At 42.8% G+C, this 21069-nt stretch carries 20 protein-coding genes and 1 pseudogene; 20 read left to right on the top strand and 1 reads right to left on the bottom strand.

The features are described from left to right. Positions 1-23: 23 nt before the first annotated feature. The 13 genes and pseudogenes from pseB to NST29_RS16060 all read left to right on the top strand — a co-directional run bounded on the left by pseB (position 24) and on the right by NST29_RS16060 (position 13218). A complete protein-coding gene (gene pseB / locus NST29_RS16120; RefSeq protein ID WP_033019616.1) occupies positions 24-998 on the top strand; it encodes a UDP-N-acetylglucosamine 4,6-dehydratase (inverting) in 975 nt (324 codons plus the stop codon). A 354-nt stretch (positions 999-1352) separates the two neighbouring features. Further along, positions 1353-2309: a Gfo/Idh/MocA family oxidoreductase gene (locus tag NST29_RS16115; protein ID WP_061912564.1), complete on the top strand. Its 957-nt coding sequence runs from the start codon at positions 1353-1355 to the stop codon at positions 2307-2309. A 28-nt stretch (positions 2310-2337) separates the two neighbouring features. Then, a complete protein-coding gene (locus NST29_RS16110; RefSeq protein WP_061912565.1) occupies positions 2338-3510 on the top strand; it encodes a glycosyltransferase in 1173 nt (390 codons plus the stop codon). Positions 3511-3674: 164 nt separating this feature from the next. After that, a pseudogene (locus NST29_RS16105) lies at positions 3675-4787 on the top strand (IS701 family transposase). 141 nt (positions 4788-4928) lie between these two features. After that, positions 4929-5594 carry an HAD-IA family hydrolase gene (locus NST29_RS16100; protein ID WP_061912566.1) on the top strand — a complete coding sequence of 222 codons (666 nt, stop codon included), beginning with the start codon at positions 4929-4931 and terminating at the stop codon, positions 5592-5594. 18 nt (positions 5595-5612) lie between these two features. Beyond that, complete coding sequence (locus NST29_RS16095) at positions 5613-6584, top strand: ATP-grasp domain-containing protein (protein ID WP_235207655.1); 972 nt, start codon at positions 5613-5615, stop codon at positions 6582-6584. A 2-nt stretch (positions 6585-6586) separates the two neighbouring features. After that, positions 6587-7312 carry a glycosyltransferase family protein gene (locus NST29_RS16090; protein ID WP_033022889.1) on the top strand — a complete coding sequence of 242 codons (726 nt, stop codon included), beginning with the start codon at positions 6587-6589 and terminating at the stop codon, positions 7310-7312. Continuing rightward, on the top strand, positions 7287-7601 hold the full coding sequence (locus NST29_RS16085) for a glycosyltransferase (protein WP_339232420.1): 315 nt from the start codon (positions 7287-7289) through the stop codon (positions 7599-7601). Before NST29_RS16090 ends, NST29_RS16085 begins: the two co-directional genes overlap by 26 nt. A 24-nt stretch (positions 7602-7625) precedes the next feature. After that, a complete protein-coding gene (gene pseG / locus NST29_RS16080) occupies positions 7626-8687 on the top strand; it encodes a UDP-2,4-diacetamido-2,4,6-trideoxy-beta-L-altropyranose hydrolase (RefSeq protein ID WP_033022878.1) in 1062 nt (353 codons plus the stop codon). Continuing rightward, positions 8680-9735: a pseudaminic acid synthase gene (gene pseI / locus NST29_RS16075; protein ID WP_108209766.1), complete on the top strand. Its 1056-nt coding sequence runs from the start codon at positions 8680-8682 to the stop codon at positions 9733-9735. Before pseG ends, pseI begins: the two co-directional genes overlap by 8 nt. A gap of 14 nt (positions 9736-9749) precedes the next feature. Beyond that, complete coding sequence (gene pseC, locus NST29_RS16070; RefSeq protein ID WP_033022876.1) at positions 9750-10895, top strand: UDP-4-amino-4,6-dideoxy-N-acetyl-beta-L-altrosamine transaminase; 1146 nt, start codon at positions 9750-9752, stop codon at positions 10893-10895. A gap of 173 nt (positions 10896-11068) precedes the next feature. After that, entirely contained in the window at positions 11069-12415 is a 1347-nt protein-coding gene (locus NST29_RS16065; protein WP_033843073.1) for a DUF4910 domain-containing protein, read from the top strand. Then, positions 12412-13218, top strand: a complete 807-nt coding sequence (locus tag NST29_RS16060; RefSeq protein ID WP_033017836.1) for a formyl transferase — start codon at positions 12412-12414, stop codon at positions 13216-13218. The genes NST29_RS16065 and NST29_RS16060 overlap by 4 nt, the downstream gene beginning before the upstream one ends. A 203-nt stretch (positions 13219-13421) precedes the next feature. Here NST29_RS16060 and NST29_RS16055 read toward each other — a convergent pair whose 3' ends face one another. Further along, complete coding sequence (locus NST29_RS16055) at positions 13422-14231, bottom strand: flagellin (RefSeq protein WP_033017835.1); 810 nt, start codon at positions 14229-14231, stop codon at positions 13422-13424. A gap of 125 nt (positions 14232-14356) precedes the next feature. Between NST29_RS16055 and flaG the strand changes: the two genes are divergently transcribed. From flaG to secA, 7 genes are all read left to right on the top strand, one after another. Continuing rightward, the gene (gene flaG, locus NST29_RS16050) at positions 14357-14704 is read left to right on the top strand and encodes a flagellar protein FlaG (protein ID WP_033017832.1); all 348 of its coding nucleotides are present in this window, start codon (positions 14357-14359) and stop codon (positions 14702-14704) included. Between the two features lie 15 nt (positions 14705-14719). Further along, positions 14720-16291, top strand: coding sequence for a flagellar hook-associated protein 2 (locus NST29_RS16045; RefSeq protein ID WP_033017831.1), 1572 nt, complete (start codon positions 14720-14722; stop codon positions 16289-16291). A 41-nt stretch (positions 16292-16332) separates the two neighbouring features. Beyond that, the gene (fliS, locus tag NST29_RS16040) at positions 16333-16731 is read left to right on the top strand and encodes a flagellar export chaperone FliS (RefSeq protein ID WP_339232414.1); all 399 of its coding nucleotides are present in this window, start codon (positions 16333-16335) and stop codon (positions 16729-16731) included. Next, the gene (locus tag NST29_RS16035) at positions 16731-17081 is read left to right on the top strand and encodes a hypothetical protein (protein WP_033017828.1); all 351 of its coding nucleotides are present in this window, start codon (positions 16731-16733) and stop codon (positions 17079-17081) included. Before fliS ends, NST29_RS16035 begins: the two co-directional genes overlap by 1 nt. 169 nt (positions 17082-17250) lie before the next feature. Beyond that, complete coding sequence (gene raiA, locus NST29_RS16030) at positions 17251-17799, top strand: ribosome-associated translation inhibitor RaiA (RefSeq protein WP_033017827.1); 549 nt, start codon at positions 17251-17253, stop codon at positions 17797-17799. A gap of 81 nt (positions 17800-17880) precedes the next feature. Further along, positions 17881-18417, top strand: coding sequence for a septation ring formation regulator EzrA (locus tag NST29_RS16025; protein ID WP_033017826.1), 537 nt, complete (start codon positions 17881-17883; stop codon positions 18415-18417). A 109-nt stretch (positions 18418-18526) separates the two neighbouring features. Next, positions 18527-21040, top strand: a complete 2514-nt coding sequence (gene secA / locus NST29_RS16020) for a preprotein translocase subunit SecA (protein ID WP_033017824.1) — start codon at positions 18527-18529, stop codon at positions 21038-21040. Positions 21041-21069 lie beyond the last annotated feature (29 nt).

Genomic DNA, 21069 nt, shown 5'->3' with positions numbered 1-21069 from the left:
TTTACTTCAAAGGAGCTTATGCGATGGAGTTTTGGCGGAATCAAACAGTCCTTGTTACCGGAGGAACTGGATCATTCGGAAAAAAATTTGTAAAAAAAATACTAGACTATGATGTAAAAAAGGTGATTGTATTTAGCCGTGATGAATTAAAACAATATGAAATGGCACAGGAATGTACGGATCCACGAATTCGCTTCTTTATTGGTGACGTGCGAGATAAAGATCGTCTATATCGCGCATTTGATGGCGTCGATTATGTTGTTCATGCCGCAGCGATGAAGCAAGTGCCTGCATGTGAATACAATCCGTTTGAAGCGGTAAAAACCAACATTTACGGTGCGCAAAACGTGATTGAAGCGGCGATTGACCGTGGAGTAAAACGGGTCATTGCATTAAGTACCGACAAGGCTGCGGCCCCCATCAATTTATACGGTGCGACAAAACTAGCGTCCGATAAACTATTTGTAGCGGCCAACTCTTATGTCGGCGGAAAGGAAACGCGGTTTGCCGTAGTGCGCTATGGAAATGTAGTTGGGAGCCGTGGAAGCGTCGTTCCATTTTTTAAAAAAATGGCAGCTGAAGGCAAGAAACTGCCAATCACAGATGAACGGATGACTCGCTTCTGGATTACGCTTGACCAAGGTGTTCAGTTTGTCATTGATTCCCTTGCAAGGATGAAAGGCGGGGAAATTTTCGTTCCGAAAATCCCTAGCATGAAAGTGATAGATCTTGCAAAAGCAATCGCACCGGAAGCAGAAATTGAAATCATCGGCATCCGCCCGGGCGAAAAGCTTCATGAAACGATGATTACCGAAGATGATGCCAGACATACAGTTGAGTTTGATAATTATTATGTCATTATCCCTGAGTTTCCGTGGTGTCCACAAGAATATGAAAAATATGGAATATATTTACCGGAAGGATTTAAATATACAAGTGATACGAATACGGAATGGTTGACGGTGGAGGAGTTACGTATGTTAGTGGAAGAAGTATGATTGTTTTTCTAGTTTAAAAGAGAACATCACTATAATAAGTTGCCATTTTGTTTCACATAGAATTATTGGATCTTATTTCCACGGCGCCAGATTGTCGGGTGATAAAGACGGAACATGGAGATCGGAAATTCTTTTTTACAACATAATAATATGAGATTTAGCGAAAAAGTTATTGAAGACAAGCGGAGAAATTTTTTGGGGCCAGTGATGGAGAAAAGCATATGGATTTTTTGAGAAAAGTCCCATGGAAAGCGGATCTGCTCCTCCACCCGGGGATGAAAATCGCCGCTTGTCGGCGTGGGATTTTCACAGAAAGTGCGGTGGAGTTTTTGTCGAAGGAAGTGAGCGGAAATTATGAAAAGGTATAATAAGGGTTTAAATGTTGGTGTAGTCGGTCTTGGACAAATGGGGAAGAATCATGTAAGGGTACTATCACAAATAGGTGTATTGAATGTGGTTTACGATATTTCTCAACGTTTAACGCAAAAAGTTGCAGAGCAATATAATGTTATACCGGCTACATCAATGGATGAATTAATCGGGCTATCTGATGCGGTTTTTGTAGTAACTCCAACTTCAACTCATTTTGATTTAGCAAAACAAGCTCTAATGCAGAATAAGCATGTTTTTATTGAAAAACCTATTACTCTTACCGTTAAAGAGGCTAGGGAACTAATTGGGTTGGCTCAACAAAATAAGAAAATATTGCAGGTAGGTCATATAGAGCGTTTTAATCCTGTTGTGATGGAATTAAAAAAAATTATTCAAAATGATCAAGTTATTAGTGTTGATATAAAGCGATTAAGTAGTTACGATGTTAGAATCAAAGATACAGATGTTATTTTTGATTTGATGATCCATGACATTGATTTACTTTATTATCTATTTAACGAAGAGATTTTCATTAAAGGTGTTTTAAAGAAAAGTATTCATCGACCAGAATCGGCTGACCATGTTTGTGTTTTAGCGGAAACTATGTCTGGGATTATGATTGCTGTGACTTCAAGTAGGGTAACAGAAGAAAAGATACGCTCGATTTCAATTACTACTTTAAGATCTTATATCTATGCAGATTATTTAACTAGAAATATCTATATTCATCGTAGAACAAACTTACAGACACAGTTTGGAGAAGCAACATATAGACAGGAGAACATTGTAGAGAAAGTTTATGTTCCGAATCATGAGCCTCTATATCTGCAAAATTATCGTTTTGTTGAAGCTGTTGTTAGTGAGTCAGATCCACTAGTTTCAGGATGGGATGGACTTAGAGCGATACAGTTGGCTCAACAAATACAAGGTTATAATTAAATACTTGTATTAGGTAGGGTGTTTGAGAGTGAAAAAACCTATAATTTCTGTTATTATGCCAGTTTACAATGGAGAGAAATACTTAGCTGAAGCTATTGATAGCGTTCTATCTCAAACTTTCGATGGTTTTGAATTCATTGTTGTAAATGACGGTAGTACAGATCGAACAGCAAAGATTCTGGAAAAATATAAAAATGAGTATCCTTGGGTAAAAATCGTAAATCTTGAATCAAACAGAGGAATTTCCAAGGCTATAAATATTGGATTAGCTTATGCAAACGCTGAGTATGTCTGTTTTGTTGCTGCTGATGATATTCAATATCCAAATCGGTTGGAAGATTCGTATCGAGAAATGGTGTTAAAGAATTTAGATATTTTATTATTTGAGTTTGATATGATTGATCATACAGGAAAACCCTTGGGTAGGTCTATGAGAATTCCTCATTTTTTGACAGGAGACAACATTTTGTTAGAAGAATTTAAACGAAATTATTTTTTCTCCGGCGCTTGTTTGATAAAGTTTGACTCCAAAATTTTATTTGATACAAATTTGAGGACTTCAGAAGATTATGATTGGTTTTTGCGCATGTTAATGGCTGATAAAAAGGTGGGGTTTTTGCGAAAAAGCTTACTACAGGTTAGGGTTCACAAGGGAAGCTTATCTTCCAATCATTTTTATTCATATGAAGCAACCAAATATATATTAAATAAATATGATTTTGATAGTTTATTTCAGTTTTTTAAAACTCGTGGTTTTCGTGAAGGAGAAATTCGTTTAACATTCGCAATTATGTGCATTACTAAAGAAGAACCTTATAGTGGTCTGGATTTTATGGCAAAAATTCAATTGGAACATTTAAATGATTACGAATTATTTTGTAAATATTTCTATGAAGGTGTTTTATATGGAATGGTAGATCGATGGGACTCTGCATATGAATGCTTTAATATGTCTCGTAAAATGAAATATAAAAATGCTGCAGTATATAATAACTTAGCAGTTGCAACTTACTGGGTTAATAGGGATACTTCCTTGGTTAAAAAACTTTTACAAGAAGCTTTGTTATATCAACCTCAATATTTTGATGCTTCTGAAAATCTTCGGATTATTAATAACGCTGAAGAAATTAAACAACTTCAGTTTACTAAGCGTTTGTTGAGGGATCAAATCATACAAGGAGATAAAGAGTTAATTAAATAACTGTACTGTAGATGAGCAAATTTTCTAACATAAATTTACAACCAAACAAAAAAGGAGACATGAACCCAGCTCCTTGAGTAAAATAGATGTGCTCAAACTACCCACAAGGAGGTTCATGTCTTAGGAATCGATGAGCACATCATCAACGAATCCACAAGTTTTTCATGACGTTAGGGTTGGCGCTTGATTTCTCGAAGCCGGTCATCAAGCATCTCGTTCATCTTGTCGACGCCCTGTACCAAGGGATGTTCGGGGACATTGACGGATGTCGGGTACTGGAGTTTTCACCGTAATCATCGAACCACGCTCAGCCCTTTTTTCACGAGAAGCCCTTGGGATGAAGAGGCGTTGCTTCGCAAACTCCAGCCATGGATCCTTCAGCGCATCCAGCGAATCGCCAAACAGGGAATCAACCCCTTTTTGTTTCGATGGATGATCCCATTTGCCAAAAAACAAAGCCTTCGTCACGGGCTGCCCGCGCCATTCAAGGGTGTGACTGGCATTTCTCTCACAACGATCACCCATCCGTCTGGGGGCATTCGCTTGTTTGGCGGATGGTGCACACGTTCACGCAAGCGTTTCCGTTCGCGTTTCGTCGATAAGGCGGCGGGAAGAAGCAAGATCGACCTAGTGATCGAGAGGCTTTCCTCGCTCAAGGGAAGCAGGCTCGACCGATGTATGTGTGGTACCCGTTCCAAATGCCTAGGGAAGCCTGTCTGAAACAAGGATTCCATGTCATCGCGATGCTCAAGACGAACCGGATTCTCTACCCGAAAGGCATCGCCGTTCAAGCGAAGGAGTTCGCTCGCTATATCGCGCCCAACGACACCCGCCTCGTCACGGTGGGGAACGAGCTTGATCGTGTCTACCGCTACGAAGGCGCGCTCAACGGTCTTGATGACGCGGTGGTGCTGCTGGCTTGGAAGGCGGATCAACCGATGACGCCGGATCATTTCCATGTTGTCTTCGACACCAACCGGGAGCTGGGTGACGAAGACATCCTGCTTGACGATGCCCAGCACTGGACGATCCGGCAGGCCAAAGACTGGCTGAAGTCAGGTGCTACCCGTGTTCGCCACGTTCGGACGGTGAAACGGGATGGGGCCGTGGTGCTATTTTCCTGCGTATCCAGCATCGCGGAATCTCAACAAGACCTCTCTTCCGGCCTAGAGCTTCTTCTGTCTTGGAAAGGACACAGCCTAGTTGAGTTCATTTGCAACACCGCTGATCAAGATATTCCTATTAATGTTATCAAAAAACAGCTTCATGTCGCCTAAGGGGTACCCTGTTTGTCTCTTAGGGCATGGAAATGACTGTAATGAAAAATGCTCATCTACAGTTGTTAAATTGATTGACCTGTAAATGATATTTTCGTTATTTGATATTCACGAGTTAATTGTATCATCTTGAGGTGACTTATGGTTTACAGTGGATACATTTTTGATCTTGACGATACCCTATATTGCGAACACGATTACGTAAAATCGGGATTTTGGGTTGTGGCAAATGAGCTCGCGAACTATCGGTCGGATATGGATATAAGTGGGATTTATCAAATGCTTATTGCTGAATGGAAAAGAAATGGTCGTGGTCGAGTGTTTGATGAAGTATGTAGACAGTTAAATATCGATATAGATGTTTCCCATTTAGTTCGTCTTTATCGCAGACATACACCTAATATTTCCTTATATGATGATGCGCAAAAATTAATTTTCTATTTAAAAGAAAAAGGAAAAAAGCTAGGGATTATTACTGATGGAGATTCAACAATGCAATGGGCCAAGGTGAAGGCGCTTCATCTAGAAAAGCTGTTTGACTATATTATTGTCACTGGTGATTTGGGGGAGGAACATTGGAAACCTAGCGAGACTCCGTATCGAAAAATGGTTGAATATTTGCATTTAGATTTTGGCGATTGTGTATATATAGGGGATAATCCAAACAAAGATTTTATTACCGCTAGAAAACTGGGAATGGGAACGGTTCGTATCGTTCGTGATGTTGGTGATCATATGCAAACGAGGCTTTCAGGAGAGTATGAGGCGGATGATTTGATTTATTCATTAACCGAATTGATTACATAAGATGCGAAAAATAAAGGGGTGGTATGTATTAATGTATTAGTAACTAGTATTTCAAAAAAAATACCGATGTTGCAAGCTATTCAGCAGGCGATGCGAAAAATGAATTCTTCTATGGCTTTAATTGGCGCCGACATAAATCCGAGTTGTATCGGTCGATATTTTGTTCATGAATTTTGGGAAATGCCTTCTTTGGAAGATGTGAAAATTGAAGAGTTTATTTTGTTTTGTAAGAAAAAAAACATTGGTTTTTTGATCCCGACAAGAGACGGTGAGCTTCTTTATTTTTCCTTTTATCGTCGATTATTGAAGGAACATGGGATTTCCGTCATGGTCTCTGAACCAGAAGCTGTCCAAACCTGTCTTGATAAGCTGCGTTTTTACAAAGTTTTAACTGAAAATGGGTTTCCAGCGATTCCGACGTCCTTATCGGTTCAAGAATTAGAATTTGATCATTATGTCGTCAAAGAACGTTACGGATCTGGAGCGAGAAGCATAGGGATCAATTTATCAAGCGAAGAGGCAGTATTGCACGCTAAGAGATTAGAAGAACCTATTTTCCAACCGTTTATTCAAGGGATGGAAATCAGTGTTGATCTTTACATCACCCGTACAGGAGACGTTAAAGGAGTAGTAGCGCGAACAAGGGACAATGTCGTAAACGGGGAATCGCAAGTAACAACAACGATAAAAAACGAAAAATTAGAACGTATGTGCGGAGATGTTGCTAAATGTTTGAAATTATATGGTCATATTGTAATGCAAGTGATCATGGATAATCAAGGAGATTTTCATATTATAGAGTGCAATAGTCGTTTTGGCGGGGCTTCTACGTTAAGCATAGAAGTCGGATTGGATAGTTTTTACTGGTTTTTTCTTGAATCGCAAGGAAAAAATTTAGATGATTATCCTTTTGTTCGTTCAGAGACCGAAAAGAGACAAATAAGGTATCCAACCGATCTGATCATCGATATTAGGGAAGGGGAGGGATAACCTTGAAAACTTTAATCATCATCCAAGCACGCATGGGGTCGTCCCGTTTGCCAGGAAAAGTATTGATGCCGCTTGGGGAGACGGTGGTGTTAGACTATGTTGTTTCCAGATGTCAGCAAGTGAAACAGGTAGATGAGGTTATTGTCGCAACCTCTGTGCTGCCGCAGGATGATGTGATTGAATCGTGGTGCAAACAGCATCACGTTCGGTGCTTCCGCGGATCGGAGGATGATGTGCTAGCGCGCTATTATGAATGCGCAAAGCCTTATCAGCCTGATTATGTGATTCGTGTGACGGCGGATTGCCCTTTTGTTGATTATGAACTTGCGGACCGAATTATTGAAGCAATGGAGGTTGAACCAGCTGATATTGTGATTGTAGAAGGAGATTTGCCGCGTGGCTTAGTCGTTGAAATGGTGTCATTTTCAGCGCTCGAATATATATATCACCATGGGAAAGAGCCGCGGCATCGCGAGCACGTGACTTATTATGCGTATGAGTTTCCCGATGAATTTCAGCGTACATATATTCAAGCGCCGAAGGAGATTCAGCATCCCCAGTTGCGCATCACACTCGATACCGAAGAAGATTATCAATTATGTAGGGCAATTGCCCACTATTTCAAAGGAGACCGATTTGTTCGTTCACGCGAGGTCGTTCGTTTTTTGCTTCATCATCCGGATGTGGCACTGATCAACGCGCATGTTCAGCAAAAGCCGGTGGTGTAAAATGCGTGGTGGTCACGAGAGAATCTTTACGACTATGCTACATGGAGCCGTTAGTTTGACAGACAACAATCTATTCTTACAAAGTGAATTTAAAGACGGAGAGGACCTTCTTTCGTATTCTTTTACTTCATATCCTTATGATAGGATACAGTCATTTTTGGACGATAAAGTAACGTTGCAAAAAATCGCTGAAAATGGGAGGAAAAAGGTGATAGAAAAGCATACTTGGTTGGCAAGAGCAAAAAAAATCATTGAGACTGTTATTTATCACAAACATTTTATGGCTTAAATAGAAATAGAGGCGAATAGGACGATGAATATTTTATTTCGTGTTGATTCGTCGTTTGTGATCGGCACCGGTCATGTGATGCGCTGTTTGACATTGGCGAGAATGCTCAAAGAAGCTGGTTGTGCTGTATATTTTGCGATGAGAGTGGGAGTAGGGGATTTTTGTGATGAGGTGGAAAGCAGAGGGTTTCCTGTGTTCCGTCTAACTTATGATGGACCATTGTCGCAAGAGATGGACGCCCAATGGACGATTGACGTAGTGCGAGGATTTCCTCAGCCGATCGATTGGTGCATTGTTGATCATTATGAGCTTGATCGCCGCTGGGAAGAAAACGTGAAAGCCTATGTTAGGCGTGTGATGGTAATTGATGATTTAGCGAACCGTCCTCATGAATGTGATATTTTGTTGGATCAAAACTATTACCGGCAGGCGCAACAGCGGTATCATGGACTTGTGCCGTCTAGTTGCCGTCTGTTTTTAGGTCCAAAATATTTGTTGTTGCGGCCAGAATTTGAGGAGGCTAGACAATCTGCACCGATTCGCAACGGACAAGTTCGGCGGCTACTCTTGTTTTTTGGCGGCAGCGATCCAACGAATGAAACGGAGAAAGTATTGCAGGCTTTGCGGGATTTGCATTTCACACCTGTGAAAGTGGATGTTGTCGTCGGTAAAGCTAATCCAAAACGTTCGAAAATCGAGGAAATGTGCCTTGAAATGAACATCAATTACCATTGTCAAATTAATGATCTCGCTGAACTCATGGCGCAGGCGGATTTATCTTGCGGAGCTGGTGGAGTGACGATGTGGGAGAGATGTTTTCTCGGTCTTCCTTCCATTGTTACCATAGTTGCTGAGAATCAAAGACAATCGGTGAAAGATACAGCTGAATACGGGGCGGTTTGGAATTTAGGTTGGTATAGGGATGTAAAAGTGATGGATTATGCCGATATATTGAATAGAGCCATATCATCACCTGATGAACTTGCATATATGAGTGAAAAAGCGTTAGAATTGTTGGGCAACAAAGTAAAATATATGGTTCATCCAGTTGTTCAAGCTATTTTGGAGGGATCACATCTTGAGTGACGGTATTCGAATAGGAGATCGTTGGATTGGTATCAATCGCAAACCATTCATCATCGCCGAAATGTCGGGCAACCATAATCAATCTTTAGAAAGGGCGTTAAAAATTGTTGATCTTGCAGCGGAAGCAGGTGTCGACGCGGTTAAACTGCAAACATACACCCCTGATACGATGACTTTAGATATTCATACAGGTGAATTTTTTATCGAAAGTGAGACGAATCTTTGGAAAGGCCAATCTTTATATAACCTGTATAAAGAAGCGTACACTCCGTGGGAATGGCATGAAGCGATCTTTGAACGTTGTAAAAAGCACGGATTGCTTGCTTTCAGCTCTCCCTTTGATGAAACGGCAGTGGATTTTTTAGAAACATTAAATGTGCCGGCTTATAAAATCGCTTCGTTTGAAAATATAGATATTCCGTTAATTAAAAAAGTGGCTGCTACAGGGAAACCGGTTATTATTTCAACAGGAATGGCTACGGTTGCAGAGCTAGATGAGGCCGTTCAAGCGGTTCGTTCACAAGGGAATAATCAAATTATATTATTGAAATGTACAAGTACGTATCCTGCGACACCAGAAAACTCGAATATTGTGACGATTCCACATATGCGACAATTATTTGGAGTTGAAGTGGGATTGTCTGATCATACGATGGGGATTGGCACTGCGGTAGCAGCGGTAGCGCTTGGAGCAACAGTCATCGAAAAACATTTCACCACTTCCCGTGTAGAAGGCGGGGTGGATGCTGCGTTTTCGCTAGAGCCTCATGAAATGAAAATGCTTGTCGAAGAAACAGAACGGGCTTGGCTCAGCCTAGGTATGATCCATTACGGTCCTACTAATGCCGAAAAGCCTTCCCTTGAACATCGGCGTTCTCTTTATATTGCAGAGGATTTAAAGGCAGGCGATCTCATTACAAAAGAGAATGTTCGCGCCATTCGGCCTGGACATGGATTGCCGCCCAAATATTATGATGTAGTTCTTGGAAAAGCGGTGAAGAAAGATGTAAAAAAAGGAACACCATTAAGCTGGGATATATTGTTGTAAATGAAGGTGGAACAATGAAAAAAAGGGAATCTTTCCTTTCCTATGGACAACAATGGATTACGGATGACGATATTGAAGCAGTCGTAGATGTGCTAAAGTCTCCCTATTTAACCCAAGGGCCAAAAATTCAAGAGTTTGAACGGAAAGTCGCTGATTATGTTGGAGCGAAGTATGCCGTGGCGTTTTCAAATGGAACGGCAGCTCTTCACGGCGCTTGTTTTGCTGCGGAGATTGGCGAGGGGGATGAAGCGATTACGACGCCGATTACATTCGCCGCTACTGCCAACGCTGTTCTTTATTGCGGGGGAAAACCTGTATTTGCAGATATTGATGATCGGACGTACAACATTGATCCGAAAGAAATACGCAAGCATATTACGCCAAATACAAAAGCGATTATTCCGGTTGATTTTACCGGGCAGCCAGCTGATATGGATGCAATCATGGAGATCGCCAATGAGTACGGCTTGATCGTCATTGAAGATGGTGCCCATTCTCTCGGGGCTGAGTATAAAGGGCGTAAAGTCGGAACGTTAGCGCATATGACGATGTTTAGCTTTCATCCTGTCAAGCCGGTGACAACAGCAGAAGGCGGAGTCATCGTAACCGATTCAGCGGAGTATTATGAAAAACTAAAACGATTTCGCTCGCACGGCATTATAAAGTATAATTTGTCACGAGATGAAGGCCCTTGGTATTATGAAATGGTAGATTTAGGGTATAACTATCGGATGACGGATCTTCAAGCGGCGTTAGGGCTTTCACAAATGGACAAGTTGGATCGTTTTATTGAAAGACGCCGCGAAATTGCCAACATGTATAATGAAGCGTTGAAAACGATGGATTCTGTTATTTTACCAAAGCAGCTTGAAGGAACTCAATCCGGCTGGCATCTGTATGTGCTTCAATTAAAATTGGATAAACTAAAACGCAGCCGCAGAGAAATTTTTGAGAGTCTTCGCGCCGAAAACATTGGTGTTCATGTACATTACATTCCGGTTTATTGGCACCCTTACTATCAAAAGTTGGGGTATCGAAGAGGGATTTGTCCAAAAGCGGAGCATTGGTATGAACAAGCATTGACACTGCCGATATTTCCAAAAATGACGGATAAAGATGTGAATGATGTCATTGAGGCGGTGAAAAGAACCATCGTGTAAGCTGTTGCCTAGGAGGCTGGTGAAAAGCCGCTGATTCTCTTCATGAATGGAGAACGTGTGAAAAACAGGACTGATGCAATAAGGTTTTTCTAGTTGAGAAACGAGAGGGCAAAGCCATATCCACGAGTAAATCACCAGCCATCTAGGTTCGCTTACAGCGAAAGGAGCATACCATGAATAAGGAATATGAATTGATCGATCAGTTGTTTGATGAACTGTTCCCTATTACTCGAAGTATAACGGGTGAAGGTGTTAGAAAGACAATTAGTATTTTAAAAAAATATATTCCATTAGAAATGTTTTCTGTTAAAACGGGTACAAAGGTATTTGATTGGGAAATACCTAAGGAATGGGTGATTAGGGAAGCATGGATTAAAGATGAAGAAGGTAATGAAATTGTAAATATGAAAAATCATAATCTACACGTTTTGAATTATAGTATTCCTGTTAATAAAAAAATGTCCTTAGAAGAATTAAAACCATTTATTCACACTATTCCTCATTTACCAGAAGCAATTCCGTATGTGACATCGTATTATAAAGAGCGCTGGGGATTTTGTATGTCCTACAATCAATTCAAAAGTTTAAAGCAAGGCATTTATCATGTATTTATAGATAGTGAACTGAAAAATGGTGAGTTAAATTATGCACATGCCATTTTGCCGGGGAAATCGGATAAGGAGATTTTAATTAGTACCTATATTTGTCATCCATCAATGGCGAATAATGAATTAAGCGGACCATTAGTAGCTGCTTTCTTGTACAACCGGTTAAAAAAATGGAAAGAAAGAAACTTTACTTATCGCTTTGTATTTGTCCCTGAAACAATTGGATCAATTGCATATTTACATCGCTTTGGAGAACATTTACGTAAACATGTTTATTCAGGCTTTGTTTTAACATGTTTGGGTGGAAAAAATTATCCTTTAAGTTTTAAAAGATCAAGAAACAAAAATGCTCCAATTAATAAAATTGTAGACTACTTGATGTCAACAGGAGAAATGGATATTGTTGTACGACCGTTTACACCAATTAACGGATCGGACGAAAGGCAATATTGTTCTCCTGGGTTTAATTTGCCGATTGGACAATTTGCTAGGATGGTTTATGGACAATATGATGGCTACCATAATTCGTTGGATACAAAAGAGGTCATGACGATTGAAAAAATAGTAGACAGCATTGATGAGATTGAACGAATCTTAAAAATCCAAGAATGGAATGGCTACTATGTGAATGTGAATCCGTTTGGGGAAGTAAAATTGGATAAACATGGCCTATATCCTGATATGAACACCCCTTTAAATCGAGATGCGTCTACTAATTTTAAAAGGGACCAACGAAAACAATTAAATGTTATACTGACTTTGCTCAATTATTCTGATGGTGAGCATTCTTTATTGGATATTGCCGAAATCTCAGGTTACTGTTTCCATGATTTTGTAGATATGATTCAGTTACTAAAAAGGAAAGGATTGTTAGAAGGTCCATATTACGAAAAAAGGAGTTTATCTGTATGAAAATAGTGCTTTTGTCGGGTTCTCATCCTCGTCATTACTATGTTGCTAATACGTTGTTAGAAAATGGGTTGCTACATGGCCACATGATTGAAGAGAGAGAGGCTTTTGTACCTGCCCCTCCAGAAGGGTTGGAACCGATTGATCGCGAAAACTTTATTCGTCATTTTCGTGAACGGGAAGAGGCAGAGTACGCTTTTTTTGGTGAACACAAAAAAGTTTTGGGTGATATTCCTACATTGGTCATTCATCAATCTGAGTTGAATGGTGAAAAGATGCTTCAATGGTTACAAGAACAACAACCCGATGTTGTACTGACGTATGGCGTACATAAAATTGATGACCATGTAATTGACAGGTTGCCTGATTATGCATGGAATATACACGGCGGGCTTTCCCCTTGGTATCGTGGAAATATAACGCTATTTTGGCCGTTTTACATGTTAAGGCCAAACTGGGCGGGAATGACGATCCATCGTTTAACGTCTAAACTGGATGGGGGAGATATTGTTCACCACTCGGTACCTAAACTCGAGTATGGAGATGGTATTCATGATGTAGCATGCAAAGCGGTGAAAAAGGTGGCGGCTGACCTTGTTGAAATATTAAAAAGGCTTCAAAGTGGCAAGGTACCTAACTACGTGCCGCAAAAATCCAACGGAAAATTATTTGTAGCAACTGATTGGACACCACAACATTTAAGGCTGATTTACCAGACTTTTCATAACGACATCGTTGATCATTATTTAGATGGAAAGTTAGGACATGTGGAGCCTAAGCTAGTCAATGCGCTAGCAGAGCAGTAAAGTGCCGTTGTGTTGGTTTGGTGGCTTGTGAGAAAGAGAAAATGTGCACTCGTCCTGTGTCTCTCATTTTCGATTTCCTAAAATCGGAATATTTCGCTGATGATAACTGATTAGGCAGCGGCAGATAAGCAGGACATTGTAAAAATGAGGGCTGTCTCGACTCGTCGTTTCAAACGACTTCTTGAGACAGCCTTGTCGTATGATTACATCAGTAATTTTAACGTTTCCTCCACATTGCGGTTCATATGAGAAATGAGAAGGTAATCCGCTTGTTGGCGAATTTTCCCGCTTATGTAGTTCATCATTTCGCGGGCGATGTTGGTGTCTCTCAACATCGATTCCGATGTGGTTAAGCTCGTTTCTTTTAACATCGTATTGTTCAGATGATGTTCAAGCGCTTCGTAATCAGCCCCGACTTTTGTTAAGTGATTTGTTACTTTTTTTAGCGCGTTGTCCACCTTTGTGATCAATTGTTCGGCCTCTGTCCGCGTTAATAGCGTTGCTCCGTTAAGCTCAAGACTAATAGTGCTTGTATCTACTATGTCAACGGTAATGGTTTGACCGGGATTGGCCCCGACTTGTAATGTTAGCGGTATGGTTTCGCCAAGAATTTTCTTTGTGTTGAACTCGAGCTTTTCTGCAGTATCATCAATGGCTTGGAGCAGCTGATCCAATTCTTTTTGACTGGCGGCGCGGTCATTCCCGTCAAGTGTATCATTGGCGTTTTGCGTTGCCAGTTCTCTCACGCGTTGTAGCAGGTGATTGACGTTCATCAGTCCTTCTTCGGCTGCCTTTAACACGGAAAGGCCGTCCTGCATGTTTCGCTGTGATTGGGCCAAACCTCTTATTTGCGCTCGCAATGTTTCTGAAATGCTTAATCCTGCCGCATCGTCACTCGCACGATAAATGTGTAACCCGGAGGACAGCTTCTCCAGTGTTTTGGTCAAATTCGTGACATTTCGCTGATAGCGGTGGGTGGAAAAGACAATCGCAGATTGGTTTTGTATTTTCATAAGTTCACCTCCATTTTCTCTAATGGTCTGTTCATTTTATATATCGACTTTTTCGCTGAAACTTTAAATATTCGCAATAGGAACCGATATAAACAGTAGCAAAAGAGTACAGGAGGAAGAGAAGGATGAAAATCGAAAATTCCTTGTCGGTGCATGATGTGTATATTCCTCACCTATCCAAGGAAGGCTCAGTTTTGATGCAAAAAATGATGGAGCAACAGAGTGAGGCTAATGACGAAGCGCCTGTATCGAAGAAAAAGGTCGAAGAAATTACTAGAAAGTTAAATGAATTTCTAGAAATTCATAGCCGCTCTCTTAAGTTTAAACTGCATGAAGAGCTAAACCAGTATTATGTGCAAGTCATTGATGATGACACCGAAACAGTGATAAGGGAAATTCCTCCGAAAAAATTGCTAGACGCGTTTTATACGATGCAAAAGTTTCTTGGCATGATTGTTGATGAAAAAATTTAAAAAGGGGTGAGTGGAATGGAAATGATGCGAGTCGGGGGTTTAGCAAGTGGAATGGATATTGATAAGCTTGTCAATGATTTGATGAAGGCAGAGCGTGCTCCTCTTAACAAATTATATCAGAAAAAACAAATTTTTGAGTGGCAGCGTGATGCATATCGTGAAATCAACAAAAAATTAGCGGATTTCGATCAATATTTATTTGATCATTTTACGTTGTCCAGTACCTTTTATCAGAAAACAGCGACGTCATCAAACGAAGCGGCTGTCAGTGTGAAAGCTTTGGGTTCATCGTATGATTCAACCAATACGATCACCGTTTCCCAATTGGCTATGGCTGCCACAGGTGTTTCGGGGGAAGTGGGAAATGCGTCTTTGGCCACCAAACTAAGCGAAAAAGGGTTAGCGGCAGAGACGAAGATCACCATCGTTGCGCTGCAAGCTAACGGAGTGTATAAAGAGGAAGAGCTAACGTTCTCCCCGAATGATACGATCGCTGATGTTGTGAAGAAGCTGAATCAATCCAGTTTAAATATCAATGCGATTTTTGATGACGGCTCCAAAAAACTTGGAATTTCTGCTCGGGCAACTGGTACATTGGACAGCACCGATGTCGATAAAGCAGAGGTTTATGTGAAAACGGCGACAGGCGATGATATTTTTGCGACGATTTTCGGTTTTGGTATCGGAAATGACCAAAACGGCAATTCTGGTGTTACTTCTTTGGCCAATGGAGGAAAAAACGCAAAATTCACATTGAACGGACTAGAAATGGAAAGGCAGTCTAATACATTTACCATTAACGGTATAGAGTACACGTTGAAAGCAGTAACTTCTACTCCTGTGACAGTTGCTTCCTCGACTGACATGGATGCCATGATCAGCAAAATTGAAGAATTTGTAAAAAAATACAATGAATTAATTGGCGCATTGAATGATAAAATCCGTGAAAAGCGTTATCGCGATTACCCGCCACTTACTGATGAACAAAAAAAGGAAATGACGGAAAAGCAAGTTGAGCTGTGGGAAGAAAAAGCGAAAAGCGGATTGCTTCGGGGAGATTCAATCATTTCAACTGGCTTGTCGCAAATGCGTCGTGATTTATACAGTAGGGTAGATGGAATCGGTAGCAATGGTATTGACACTCTTTCTGAATTAGGAATTACTACAACCAGTGAGATTTCGAACGGCGGAAAACTGGTGATTAATTATGACAAGTTGCGAAAGGCGCTCGAAAGTGATGTGGATAAGGTTGCGAAAACATTGACGCAAAATGGCGTTGTTAGCAAAGATCCAAACACTGGTCAGGTCACTTCTGATACCCGCGGCATCGTGCAACGACTTCGGGATACAATGAAAGGGATGATGACCAATATTGAAAAAAAGGCTGGGAAACCGACCTATACAGAAAATCAATATTCTCTTGGTTTGCAGCTAAGGGATGTTGAAGATCGAATCTCAGATGTTCAACGACATCTTCAGGATATTGAATCCCGGTATTGGAGACAATTCACAGCAATGGAACAAGCCATTCAAAGAGCAAATCAGCAATCAGCGTTTCTTATGGGGCAATTTGGTCGAGGGATGTAAGTGGGATATCGATGATCATTGATATAGGGAGATGCTAATAGATGACTACTCAGCAATTACATCAAGTTTATAAACAAAACAGTGTGAGCACTGCTTCACCGGGTGAACTAACATTGATGCTGTATAACGGTTGCCTGAAGTTTTTAACGAAAGCTAAGCAGGCAATGAGTGAGGAAAACGTACAAGAGCGCAATAGAAATTTGCAAAAAGCGCAAAAAATCATTCAAGAACTTATGGTGACATTAAATCAAAAATACGAAGTGGCTAAACAGATGATGGTTATGTACGAGTATATGAACCGACGGCTCATTGAAGCGAACATCAAAAACGATATTTCGATTGTTGAAGAAGTCGAAGGGTTTGTGATCGAGTTCCGTGATACATGGGAAGAGGTTATTCGTTTAACGCGCCAAAAACAGTTTAAGGGAGATCAAGTTTAATGGATTTGATCGAGCAGCTTGTCTTTTGTTCAGAACGCTTGCTGGCGGTTCTTCAGCATCCGGTGGATGAGCGTGACAAACAAGTAGCCAAAGTGGAGCACTTGTTAGCGGAAAGGGAAAAAATAATCAGCAGATTAAAAGAGCAATCATGTGAAAACGTAAGCCGGCAGAAGGCAGAGAAAATCGTAGAAATGGAACGGGATATTCAGCAAGGGCTGTTTCGGTTATACGAGAGTATAAAAGCGGATTGGGAAAGATGGCATCAGAAGAGAAGGTTGCAGCGCTCCTATCAAAATACGTTTGCATATGTTGAGACATATGACGGGCGATTCTATGATAAGAGAAAATAGGACTTCCGTTCATAATGATCATTCCGTTTGAAATGTAAACCGACACTTCTATGGCAGTCTTTCTAAGTTCGGAAAACTCCTGAAAATTTTTTGATTGGAGGCGGAGATCACAGGGTAATAAAATGATGTAAAGGGTTATTTAGTTTGTACAGAGAAGGAGTGGTCAGCGATGATGTATCACATTCGCGGGGAAAACATTGACGTCACGCCAGCTTTGCGCGACTACGTGGAGAAAAAAATTGGGAAATTGGGCCGCTACTTTGAGGGTACTGACGACGTGCATGTGCATGTCAATTTAAAAGTATATAATGATGGACAAGGAAAAATCGAAGTGACCATTCCGATGCCGCATTTGTTGCTGCGGGCTGAAGAGCGCCATAACGATATGTATGCGGCCATTGATTTAGTGGCCGATAAATTGGAGCGGCAAATTCGCAAGCATAAAACGAAAGTGAACCGGAAGCTGCGCGACCGCGAAAAAGAAATGAAGGCGACCGCTCCGGTGCCCAACGGTCCTAGCGCGGCCGAGAGCGAAGATGAATTTGAAATCGTGCGCACGAAACATTTCAGCTTAAAGCCGATGGACAGCGAGGAAGCGATTTTGCAGATGAATTTGTTAGGGCACAACTTCTTTATTTTCACGAACGCGGAAACGAACCGGACGAACATTGTTTATCGTCGCAAAGACGGCAAATACGGGCTCATTGAGGCGAATTGAACCACTCTTCTATACGCATCCCCTGCTTTTTTTGGCAGGGGATGCTATAATATGTGTGAACAGAGCAAAAAGGGGAGAACGATGGAAGAACTGCTGCGGCAAATATTGTTCAAGTTGGATAACATGGAAAAAGGATTTTTGGCGTTTCAAGAAGAAACTCGCCAACGGTTCACGGAGATTGACGAACGGTTTGCGCGAATTGATGAGCGGTTTGCGCAGATTGACGAACGGTTTGCGCGGATTGACGAATGTTTTGCTCAAATGAATGAGCGTTTTGTGCAGATCGATGGCCGTTTAGCAGAAATGAGTGGGCAAATGGGTTCACTGACGACTCGTGTTGAAGCGCTTGAAGGACGCGTCGATGAAATGAACAAGCGCATTAGCCAGCTTGAACAAGAAATGGGAGAGGTGAAAGCACGATTAGACCGTGTAGAAGCGGAGTTGGCGGAAGTGAAAGAAACGCTTCATCGCGTCGAAACACAGCTTGTGGATGATGTGCAACTATGGCTGCGCAAAATTCATGAAAAAGTAGAGGAGAAAAGTTTTGAAATTGATGCGCTGAATCGGCGCCTTCACCATGCGGAAGCGGCGATTGAGCAGCTTCAGTCCAAGGCGTGATCCCCTCTCTTGGACATGCCCCTCTCTAAGCCTGTACAACAGTTGTCACCGATCCCTGTCTAATGATATGATGAAGAAGTGAGTCCATGAAAAATAAGGAGCGTTTCCTATGCTTGGAGTCTTAAAAAATGTATTTGACCCGAACAAGCGTCAGTTGGCAAGACTGGAGAAAATCGCGGAGCAAGTCGATGCGCTCGGTCCGGAGATGGCGCGATTGTCGGATGAACAGCTGCGGCAAAAAACCGAGGAGTTTAAAGCCCGCTATCAGCAAGGCGAATCGCTCGATGACTTGCTTGTTGAGGCGTTTGCTGTTGTGCGCGAAGGAGCGAAGCGCGTCCTCGGCTTGTACCCATATAAAGTGCAAATTATGGGCGGCGTTGTCTTGCATGAAGGCGACATCGCCGAGATGAAAACCGGGGAAGGGAAAACGTTGACGGCGACGATGCCCGTCTATTTGAACGCCTTGACGGGGCGCGGCGTGCATGTCGTGACGGTCAACGAATACTTGGCGACGCGCGACGCGACGGAAATGGGCAAGCTGTACGAGTTTTTAGGCATGACCGTCGGCTTGAACTTAAGCGGCATGTCGCGCGAAGAAAAGCAGGCGGCGTACAACGCCGACATTACGTACGGAACGAACAACGAGTTTGGTTTCGACTATTTGCGCGACAACATGGTCCTCTATAAGGAGCATATTGTGCAGCGGCCGCTTTATTACGCCATCATTGACGAGGTCGACTCGATTTTGATCGATGAAGCGCGGACGCCGCTTATCATTTCCGGTACGGCGCAAAAGTCGACAAAGCTGTACGTGCAGGCGAACGCGTTTGTGCGCACGTTGCGCAAAGACGTCGATTACACATACGATGAAAAAACGAAAAGCGTCCAGCTCACTGAGGAAGGGATGAACAAAGCTGAGCGGGCGTTTGGCATCGATAACTTGTTCGATTTGAAACACGTCACGCTCAACCACCACATTCAGCTGGCGCTTAGAGCGCACGTGACGATGCAGCGCGACGTTGATTACGTCGTGCAAGACGGCAAAGTGATCATCGTCGACCCGTTCACCGGGCGTTTGATGCACGGCCGTCGCTACAGCGACGGGTTGCATCAAGCCATCGAGGCGAAGGAAGGGCTCGAGATTCAAAACGAGTCGATGACCTTAGCCACGATTACATTCCAAAACTATTTCCGCATGTATGAAAAATTGGCGGGGATGACCGGGACGGCGAAGACGGAGGAAGAGGAATTCCGCAACATTTACAACATGCGCGTCGTCGTCATCCCGACGAATCGTCCGGTCATTCGCGAAGACCGTCCGGATTTGATTTACCGAACGATGGAAGGGAAGTTCCGCGCCGTTGTTGAAGATATCGCCGCCCGCCATGCGAAAGGGCAGCCGGTGCTGGTTGGGACAGTGGCGATCGAGACATCGGAACTGCTGTCCGAGCTGCTCAAAAAACGCGGCATCCCGCACAACGTCTTAAACGCGAAAAACCATGCGAAAGAGGCGGAAATCATCGCCCAAGCCGGGCAAAAAGGCGCGGTGACGATCGCGACGAACATGGCCGGGCGCGGGACGGACATTAAGCTCGGCGAAGGGGTCAAAGAGCTCGGGGGATTGGCCGTCATTGGCACGGAGCGTCATGAAAGCCGGCGGATCGACAACCAGCTGCGCGGCCGCTCCGGACGCCAAGGCGACCCGGGGGTATCGCAGTTTTACTTGTCGCTTGAAGACGAGCTGATGCGCCGCTTCGGCTCTGAGAGCCTCATGGCCATGATGGACCGCCTTGGCATGGACGATTCGCAGCCGATTCAAAGCAAAATGGTGACGAAAGCGGTCGAGTCGGCGCAAAAACGGGTGGAAGGCAACAACTTCGACGCCCGCAAACAGCTGCTTCAATACGACGATGTGCTGCGCGAACAGCGGGAAATTATTTACCGCCAGCGCTACGAAGTGCTCGATTCCGACAACTTGCGCGGCATTGTTGAAAAGATGATCCAATCGGTGATCGAGCGCGTCGTCCACGCTCATACGCCGAAAGAAGACTTGCCGGAAGAGTGGAACCTAAAAGGGCTCGTCGATTATCTCAACGCTCATCTGCTTCCGGAAGGCGATGTGACGGAAGCCGACTTGCGGGGCAAAGAGCCGGAAGAGATGATCGAGCTCATTTGGGCGAAAGTCAAAGCGCGTTATGACGAAAAAGAAGCGCAAATTCCGCCGGAACAAATGCGCGAGTTTGAACGCGTCGTCGTCTTGCGCGCCGTTGACATGAAATGGATGAACCATATTGACGAGATGGAGCAGCTCCGCCAAGGCATCCATTTGCGCGCTTACGGGCAGGTCGATCCGCTCCGCGAATATCAAATGGAAGGGTATGCGATGTTTGAAAACATGATCGCCTCGATTGAAGAGGAAGTCGCCACCTATATCATGAAAGCGGAAATCCAGTATAATCTCGAGCGCCAGGAAGTGGCGAAAGGCGAGGCGGTTCATCCGAAGGAAGACGGTGAGGAGCCGAAGAAAAAACCGGTCCGCAAGGCGGTGCGCGTCGGCCGCAACGACCCGTGCCCGTGCGGCAGCGGGAAAAAGTATAAACATTGTTGCGGAAGAGCGGTGTGACCGTTTATAAATAATAAAGGGAGGCTCGA

Source organism: Geobacillus sp. FSL W8-0026 (assembly GCF_037966255.1).
Taxonomy (GTDB): domain Bacteria; phylum Bacillota; class Bacilli; order Bacillales; family Anoxybacillaceae; genus Geobacillus; species Geobacillus icigianus.
The sequence above is the reverse complement of the archived record's forward strand: the minus strand, read 5'-3'. Positions and strand labels throughout refer to the sequence as shown.

Coding starts and splice junctions, on each gene's coding strand:
- pseB (WP_033019616.1), top strand. CDS start 24: ATGGAGTTTTGGCGGAATCAAACAGTCCTTGTTACCGGAGGAACTGGA.
- NST29_RS16115 (WP_061912564.1), top strand. CDS start 1,353: ATGAAAAGGTATAATAAGGGTTTAAATGTTGGTGTAGTCGGTCTTGGA.
- NST29_RS16100 (WP_061912566.1), top strand. CDS start 4,929: ATGGTTTACAGTGGATACATTTTTGATCTTGACGATACCCTATATTGC.
- NST29_RS16085 (WP_339232420.1), top strand. CDS start 7,287: ATGTTCAGCAAAAGCCGGTGGTGTAAAATGCGTGGTGGTCACGAGAGA.
- pseG (WP_033022878.1), top strand. CDS start 7,626: ATGAATATTTTATTTCGTGTTGATTCGTCGTTTGTGATCGGCACCGGT.
- pseC (WP_033022876.1), top strand. CDS start 9,750: ATGAAAAAAAGGGAATCTTTCCTTTCCTATGGACAACAATGGATTACG.
- NST29_RS16065 (WP_033843073.1), top strand. CDS start 11,069: ATGAATAAGGAATATGAATTGATCGATCAGTTGTTTGATGAACTGTTC.
- NST29_RS16060 (WP_033017836.1), top strand. CDS start 12,412: ATGAAAATAGTGCTTTTGTCGGGTTCTCATCCTCGTCATTACTATGTT.
- NST29_RS16055 (WP_033017835.1), bottom strand. CDS start 14,231: ATGAAAATACAAAACCAATCTGCGATTGTCTTTTCCACCCACCGCTAT.
- flaG (WP_033017832.1), top strand. CDS start 14,357: ATGAAAATCGAAAATTCCTTGTCGGTGCATGATGTGTATATTCCTCAC.
- NST29_RS16045 (WP_033017831.1), top strand. CDS start 14,720: ATGGAAATGATGCGAGTCGGGGGTTTAGCAAGTGGAATGGATATTGAT.
- fliS (WP_339232414.1), top strand. CDS start 16,333: ATGACTACTCAGCAATTACATCAAGTTTATAAACAAAACAGTGTGAGC.
- NST29_RS16035 (WP_033017828.1), top strand. CDS start 16,731: ATGGATTTGATCGAGCAGCTTGTCTTTTGTTCAGAACGCTTGCTGGCG.
- raiA (WP_033017827.1), top strand. CDS start 17,251: ATGATGTATCACATTCGCGGGGAAAACATTGACGTCACGCCAGCTTTG.
- NST29_RS16025 (WP_033017826.1), top strand. CDS start 17,881: ATGGAAGAACTGCTGCGGCAAATATTGTTCAAGTTGGATAACATGGAA.
- secA (WP_033017824.1), top strand. CDS start 18,527: ATGCTTGGAGTCTTAAAAAATGTATTTGACCCGAACAAGCGTCAGTTG.